The sequence below is a fragment of the Halomonas nitroreducens genome, assembly GCF_003966155.1.
GTDB lineage: Bacteria > Pseudomonadota > Gammaproteobacteria > Pseudomonadales > Halomonadaceae > Halomonas > Halomonas nitroreducens.
In genome coordinates, this window is the sequence record NZ_RXNS01000009.1 from 176,446 (window position 1) to 182,765 (window position 6,320).

Sequence of the window (6,320 nt, forward strand, 5' to 3'; positions counted from 1 at the left end):
CGAATGCCCCGGGTGGCACTCCACGGGCGCAACGGCGTGCCGACACCGGCGTCGGCGGCGTGCCGGCCGACGACCACCCGCCCGGCGGGCCACCATGCTTATCGCCACGGATACCCCATGAAAAGCGCAGACATCAGACAGGCCTTTCTGAAGTACTTCGAGGAGCAAGGGCACACCATCGTGCCGTCCAGCTCCCTGGTGCCGGGCAACGACCCGACGCTGCTGTTCACCAACGCCGGCATGGTGCCGTTCAAGGATGTCTTCCTCGGACGCGACCCGCGGCCCTATGTCCGTGCCACCTCGGCGCAGCGCTGCGTGCGTGCCGGGGGCAAGCACAACGACCTGGATAACGTCGGCTACACCGCACGGCACCATACCTTCTTCGAGATGCTGGGCAACTTCAGCTTCGGCGACTACTTCAAGCGGGATGCCATCCGCTTCGCCTGGGCCTTCCTCACCGAGGTGCTGGGGCTGCCCAGGGAGAAACTGTGGGTCACCGTCCACATCAGCGACGACGAGGCCGAGCGCATCTGGAAGGACGAGATCGGCGTCGACCCCGAGCGCTTCTCCAAGCTCGACGAGGACAATTTCTGGCAGATGGGCGATACCGGCCCCTGCGGCCCGAGTTCCGAGATCTTCTTCGATCACGGTCCCGAGGTGTGGGGCGGGCCTCCCGGCAGTCCCGAGGAAGACGGCGACCGCTACATCGAGATCTGGAACCTGGTGTTCATGCAGTTCGATCGGGACGCCAGCGGCGAGATGCACCCGCTGCCCAAGCCGTCCATCGACACCGGCATGGGCCTGGAGCGCATCGCCGCGGTGATGCAGGGCGTGCATTCGAACTACGAAATCGACCTCTTCCAGTATCTGCTCGAGGCCGCCGCTCGGGCCACCGGCCACGCTGATACCACCACGCCCTCGCTGCGGGTGATCGCCGATCACATCCGTTCCTGCGCCTTCCTGATCGCCGATGGCGTGCTGCCCTCCAATGAGGGGCGCGGCTACGTGCTGCGCCGGATCATTCGCCGTGCGGTGCGTCACGGCCACAAGCTGGGCGCCAAGGGCAGCTTCTTCCACAAGCTGGTGGGGGCGCTGGACGTGGTGATGGGCGAGGCCTATCCCGAACTGCGCGAGGCCCGGCACCAGATCGAGCGCGTGCTGCTCAAGGAGGAGGAACAGTTCGCCCGTACCCTGGAGCACGGCATGGGCCTGCTCGAGGCGGCCCTGGACGAGCTCGAGGGCGAGGTGCTGGCCGGCGAGACGGTGTTCAAGCTCTACGATACCTACGGCTTTCCCTACGACCTGACGGCCGATGTCTGCCGAGAGCGTGGCGTCAGCCTCGACGAGGCCGGCTTCGAGCGAGAGCTGGAGGCCCAACGCGAGCGCGCCCGGGCGGCCAGCCAGTTCGACGCCGACTACGGGGCGGCCCTGGACCTCGAGGGCGAGACCGCCTTCACGGGCTATGACCGGCTGGAGGATCGGGCCACCGTCACCGCCCTGGTCGACCGCGAGGGCAACCCGCTGGCCAAGCTGGTGCCGGAGCAGCGCGGCGTGGTGGTGCTGGACCGCACCCCCTTCTACGGCGAGTCCGGCGGCCAGGTGGGCGACACCGGCTACCTGGTGCTCGAGAGTGGCCGCTTCCTGGTCACCGACACCCAGAAGCAAGCCGGCCACCACCTGCACCACGGCGTGTTGCTCGAGGGCGAGCTCGCGGTGGGGGCCCCGGTGACCCCCCAGGTCGATCCGACCTTGCGCGCGGCCACGGTGCGCAACCACTCCGCCACCCACCTGTTGCACCAGGCACTGCGCATGGTGCTGGGCGATCACGTCCAGCAGAAGGGCTCACTGGTCACGCCGGAGCGGCTGCGCTTCGACTTCAGCCACTTCGAGCCGATGAGCGCCGAGCAGCTGGCCGAGGTGGAGCGCCTGGTCAACGAGCAGGTGCTGGCCAATGCCGCGACCCGCATCGAGCACATGACCCTCGATGAGGCAAAGGCGAGGGGCGCGGCGGCGCTGTTTGAGGCCAAGTACGCCGAGGACGTGCGGGTGCTGACCATCGGTGCCGACGCGTTCTCCGTGGAGCTGTGCGGCGGTACCCACGTGGTGCGCAGCGGCGACATCGGCTGCTTCCATATCGTCAGCGAGGCCGGCATCGCCAGCGGCGTGCGGCGCGTCGAGGCGATCACCGGCGAGGGCGCGCTGGCCTACTTCCGTCAGCAGGAAGCTCGGGTGGGCCACATCGCCGAACGCCTCAAGGCCAAGCCCGAGCAGCTCGAGGAACGGGTCGACGCGCTGGTCGAGCGCAACCGCGGCCTGGAGAAGGAACTCGAGCGGCTCAAGGGCAAGCTGGCCAGCGCCGCCGGCAACGACATGCTCGGCGAGGCCCGCGAGATCAAGGGCGTCAAGGTGCTGGCCAAGCGCCTGGACGGGGTGTCCGGCAAGGAACTGCGCGGCATGCTCGACCAGCTCAAGAACAAGCTGGGCTCGGGCATCGTGGTGCTGGGCGTGGCCGACGAGAGCGCCGGTAAGGTAAGCCTGATCGCCGGGGTCACCGATGACCTGACCGCCCGCGTCAAGGCCGGTGAGCTGGTCAACCACGTGGCCTCCCAGGTCGGTGGCAAGGGCGGCGGGCGCCCCGACATGGCCCAGGCCGGCGGCAGTGATGTCGCGGCCCTGCCGGGGGCGCTGGAAAGCGTCCCGGTGTGGGTCGAGGACAGGCTCTAGTCTTTTGGGGGCCGGAGGCAGCGATGCCCCCGGCCCCTGGTCTTTGCGGCCTCCATCACCCTTCACGCATTCGAACGCTAACTCGAAACGAGGGATAACGACACATGGCACTATACGTACAGAAGTTCGGCGGCACCTCGGTGGGCTCCGTGGAGCGCATCAAGGCCGTGGCCGAGAAGGTCAAGGGCTTCCGTGACGCCGGCCATCAGGTCGTGGTCGTGGTCTCGGCCATGAGCGGCGAGACCAATCGCCTGATCGGCCTGGCCAATGACATCAACGACGACCCGACCCCACGCGAGATGGACATGCTGGTCTCCACCGGCGAGCAGGTCACCATTTCGCTGCTGACCATGGCCCTGCACAAGCTGGGCGTGCCGGCGACCTCCTACACCGGCTCCCAGGTCGGCATCATGACCGACAGCGCCCACACCAAGGCGCGGATCCAGCGCATCGAGACCGAGGACATGCGCCAGGACCTGGACGACGGCCAGGTGGCTGTGGTGGCCGGCTTCCAGGGCGTCGACGAGGAGGGCAACATCACCACCCTCGGGCGCGGCGGCTCCGACACCACCGGGGTAGCCCTGGCCGCGGCGCTGAACGCCGACGAGTGCCAGATCTACACCGACGTCGATGGCGTCTACACCACCGACCCCCGTGTCTGCTCCCGCGCCCAGCGCCTGGACACTATCACCGTGGAGGAGATGCTGGAGCTGGCCAGCCTCGGCTCCAAGGTCCTGCAGATTCGCGCCGTCGAATTCGCCGGCAAGTACAATGTTCCGCTGCGCGTGCTGTCCAGCTTCGAGGATGGCCCCGGCACCCTGATCGTCGCAGACTCCGACAAAGACGAGGATTCCATGGAAGAACCGCTGATCTCCGGTATCGCCTTCACCGCCAACGAGGCCAAGCTGACCCTGCTCAACACGCCTGACGTGCCGGGCGTGGCCTACCGCATCCTGGGGCCGATCGCCGATGCCAACATCGAGATCGACATGATCGTGCAGAACGTGGCGCCGGCCGGTGACTACACCGACTTCACCTTCACCGTCGCCAAGGGCGATTACAAGCAGACCCTCAAGATCCTCGAGGAGCAGGTACTGCCCGAGCTGGGCGAGGGCGAGGTCAAGGGCGACGACAAGATCGCCAAGGTCTCCCTGGTGGGCGTGGGCATGCGCTCTCACGCCGGCGTGGCCTCCAAGATGTTCCGGGTGCTGGCCGAGGAGAACATCAATATCCGCATGGTCTCCACCTCCGAGATCAAGATCTCGGTCGTGGTCGACGAGAAGCACATGGAGTTGGCCGTGCGCGCCCTGCACCAGGCCTTCGGTCTCGACAAGGATGACATCGAAAGCGAATAAGGCGTCGTAGTTCGTTTTCAGCTTCTACGCTTGTAGGGAAGTCCGGGGCTTCGCCGTGACAGGGCTTCCTTTCAACGAGCCCATTGGTTGTCATGGTCGACGCCAGTGGCCAGGGACGACGCCGTGGCAGCCATCGCGACGTCGTCACCTGTCGAAGACGAGCATCCCGCAGTCAGTAGTCTGAGAAGGAGATCAGTCATGCTCATCCTGACTCGCCGTGTCGGCGAAACCCTGATGATCGGTGACGACATCACCGTCACCGTGCTTGGCGTCAAGGGCAACCAGGTCCGCATCGGCGTCAACGCCCCCAAGGACGTCGCCGTCCACCGTGAAGAGATCTATCAACGCATTCAGCGCGAGAAGACGGATGGGGATGCCGATGATGGGACAGACGAGGCCTGAGCTCCCGGGCCGAGGGGGATGTGCAGAAAATTCCCCGAAGCGCTGGACAATGGCCTTTTAAATCGGTAGGATACGCACCTGTCGATGAGGGAGAGGTGGCCGAGTGGCTGAAGGCGCTCCCCTGCTAAGGGAGTATGGGGTTTATAGCCTCATCGAGGGTTCGAATCCCTCCCTCTCCGCCACGTTCGTCATGAACGTCTCGACACGGTAAAGATCAGCGCCCGTAGCTCAGCTGGATAGAGTACCTGACTACGAATCAGGTGGTCGGAGGTTCGAATCCTCCCGGGCGCGCCATCTTTATCCTCGATGACCCGAGTCGTCACGATCCGGATCGTCACTCTGCGATGACCCTGCTTGTCGCCGAAAGCGCCCGTAGCTCAGCTGGATAGAGTACCTGACTACGAATCAGGTGGTCGGAGGTTCGAATCCTCCCGGGCGCGCCAGATTCCGACCCGTCCTCCTCGCGAGGGCGGGTCTTCTGCTTTCCTGTTGATGATTTCTCGCTAGCCGGACCGGCCGTGCCCAGAGAGGGGCCCCGGCTCCGCGATCGTTTGAGGCGCCGTCGCTTTGCGATGAGCGTCCTTTTTTTGCCTGTCCGTCTCAGGCCGGCGTGGCCAGTCGCTCCTCCCGGGGGTCTCCAAGGCCGCTCAGGAAGGCCTCCAGCTCGGTGATTCGGCGCAGGGCCTGGAAGCGTCGGGCGGCTTCTACATCCCGCCCGCGCATCTGGTTCAACCATTGTTTAAGGAGGGAGACCACGATCTTGCCCGGGAGTGTGGTACGTTGCGCTGCAGCATAGTCGGTCAGCACCCGGGCCTTCTCGGCCCAGGGCGTCGCCGGCAGGCGCTGGCCGGTGGCCTGCCAGTGGCGGATGCGTCGCGCCAGACCGGGGTCGGCCAGGGCGCCGCGGCCGAGCATGACGTCGCGGCAGCCGGAGAGGGTGCGGGCCTTCCAGTAGTCTTCCAGGGTCCAGATGTCGCCATTGGCGACCACCGGGATGGCCAGGTGCTGGCGGATGCGGCCAATCCACTCCCAGTGGGCCGGCGGGCGGTAGCCCTCGTTGCGGGTGCGGCCGTGGACCACCAGCTGGCGGGCACCGCCATCCTCGGCGGCTCGGGAGCAGGCCAGCGCCAGCCGGCGGTCGGCGAAGCCCAGGCGGACCTTGGCAGTCACCGGGATGGTGTCGCCCACGGCGGCATGCACGGCGCTCACGGCGGCGTACAGTCGTTGCGGGTCGCGCAGCATGGAGGCACCGCCGTCGTGGCGGTTGACCAGCTTGGCGGGGCAGCCGAAATTCAGATCCAGGCTCGCGGCGCCCAGGCGCAGGGCCTGGCGGGCGTTGGCCGCCAGGGCGACAGGGTCAGAGCCCAGCAGCTGCAGATGGACAGGCACGCCGCTGGGGGTTCCGGGGGGCGCGTCGCCGTTGAGTTCCGGGCAGTGGCGGAGGAAGGCGCGGGGCGGCAGGCGCGTGTCCACCACCCGTACGAACTCGGTCACCGTCCAGTCGAAACCGGCGGAGCGCGTCAGCAGGTCGCGGGTCACCGCATCGATCACCCCTTCCATGGGGGCTAGGCCGATACGGCCTTCATGTAGTAAATTAACAACGTTGACTTCCACCATGGCGTGATTGCAATCCGTCGGGAGTCTGGCAGGTTATACGATCAGAATTTATGCGCAAGTCATCCTGATCTCGTGTTTTTCGCGCAAGGTGACTGCATTGCCGAGGAGATTTCCGCATGCAGGACATGCAGCTGTTGAACGAGGGCTTCGCCCTGATGGGGCTCGGCATGGGCTTCGTGTTTGTTTTTCTTACCGTGCTAGTGATCGTCACGACCCTGATGT

General features: G+C 66.1%; 5 protein-coding genes and 3 tRNA genes. 7 read left to right on the forward strand and 1 reads right to left on the reverse strand.

Annotation, left to right across the window (positions count from 1 at the left end):
• Nucleotides 1–117: 117 nt before the first annotated feature.
• The 6 genes from alaS (at nucleotide 118) to EKG36_RS11125 (ending at nucleotide 4,924) form a co-directional block, all read left to right on the forward strand.
• The gene (gene alaS / locus EKG36_RS11100) at nucleotides 118–2,724 is read left to right on the forward strand and encodes an alanine--tRNA ligase (protein ID WP_126484038.1); all 2,607 of its coding nucleotides are present in this window, start codon (nucleotides 118–120) and stop codon (nucleotides 2,722–2,724) included.
• Between the two features lie 104 nt (nucleotides 2,725–2,828).
• Complete coding sequence (locus EKG36_RS11105; RefSeq protein ID WP_126484040.1) at nucleotides 2,829–4,079, forward strand: aspartate kinase; 1,251 nt, start codon at nucleotides 2,829–2,831, stop codon at nucleotides 4,077–4,079.
• Between the two features lie 198 nt (nucleotides 4,080–4,277).
• The gene (gene csrA / locus EKG36_RS11110; protein ID WP_126484042.1) at nucleotides 4,278–4,481 is read left to right on the forward strand and encodes a carbon storage regulator CsrA; all 204 of its coding nucleotides are present in this window, start codon (nucleotides 4,278–4,280) and stop codon (nucleotides 4,479–4,481) included.
• Between the two features lie 89 nt (nucleotides 4,482–4,570).
• Nucleotides 4,571–4,663, forward strand: a tRNA-Ser gene (locus tag EKG36_RS11115).
• Nucleotides 4,664–4,698: 35 nt separating this feature from the next.
• A tRNA-Arg gene (locus tag EKG36_RS11120) sits at nucleotides 4,699–4,775 on the forward strand.
• A gap of 72 nt (nucleotides 4,776–4,847) precedes the next feature.
• Nucleotides 4,848–4,924, forward strand: a tRNA-Arg gene (locus tag EKG36_RS11125).
• Nucleotides 4,925–5,081: 157 nt separating this feature from the next.
• Here EKG36_RS11125 and EKG36_RS11130 read toward each other — a convergent pair.
• Nucleotides 5,082–6,041, reverse strand: a complete 960-nt coding sequence (locus EKG36_RS11130) for a tRNA dihydrouridine synthase (RefSeq protein ID WP_126484044.1) — start codon at nucleotides 6,039–6,041, stop codon at nucleotides 5,082–5,084.
• A gap of 173 nt (nucleotides 6,042–6,214) precedes the next feature.
• Here EKG36_RS11130 and EKG36_RS20790 point away from each other — a divergent pair.
• Nucleotides 6,215–6,320: OadG family protein (locus tag EKG36_RS20790; RefSeq protein ID WP_185827539.1), on the forward strand; the 106-nt coding region annotated here is incomplete at its 3' end.

Bases quoted from the DNA above. Each gene is read 5' to 3' on its own strand.
- alaS (WP_126484038.1), top strand. From the start codon at position 118: ATGAAAAGCGCAGACATCAGACAGGCCTTTCTGAAGTACTTCGAGGAG.
- EKG36_RS11105 (WP_126484040.1), top strand. From the start codon at position 2,829: ATGGCACTATACGTACAGAAGTTCGGCGGCACCTCGGTGGGCTCCGTG.
- csrA (WP_126484042.1), top strand. From the start codon at position 4,278: ATGCTCATCCTGACTCGCCGTGTCGGCGAAACCCTGATGATCGGTGAC.
- EKG36_RS11130 (WP_126484044.1), bottom strand. From the start codon at position 6,041: ATGGAAGGGGTGATCGATGCGGTGACCCGCGACCTGCTGACGCGCTCC.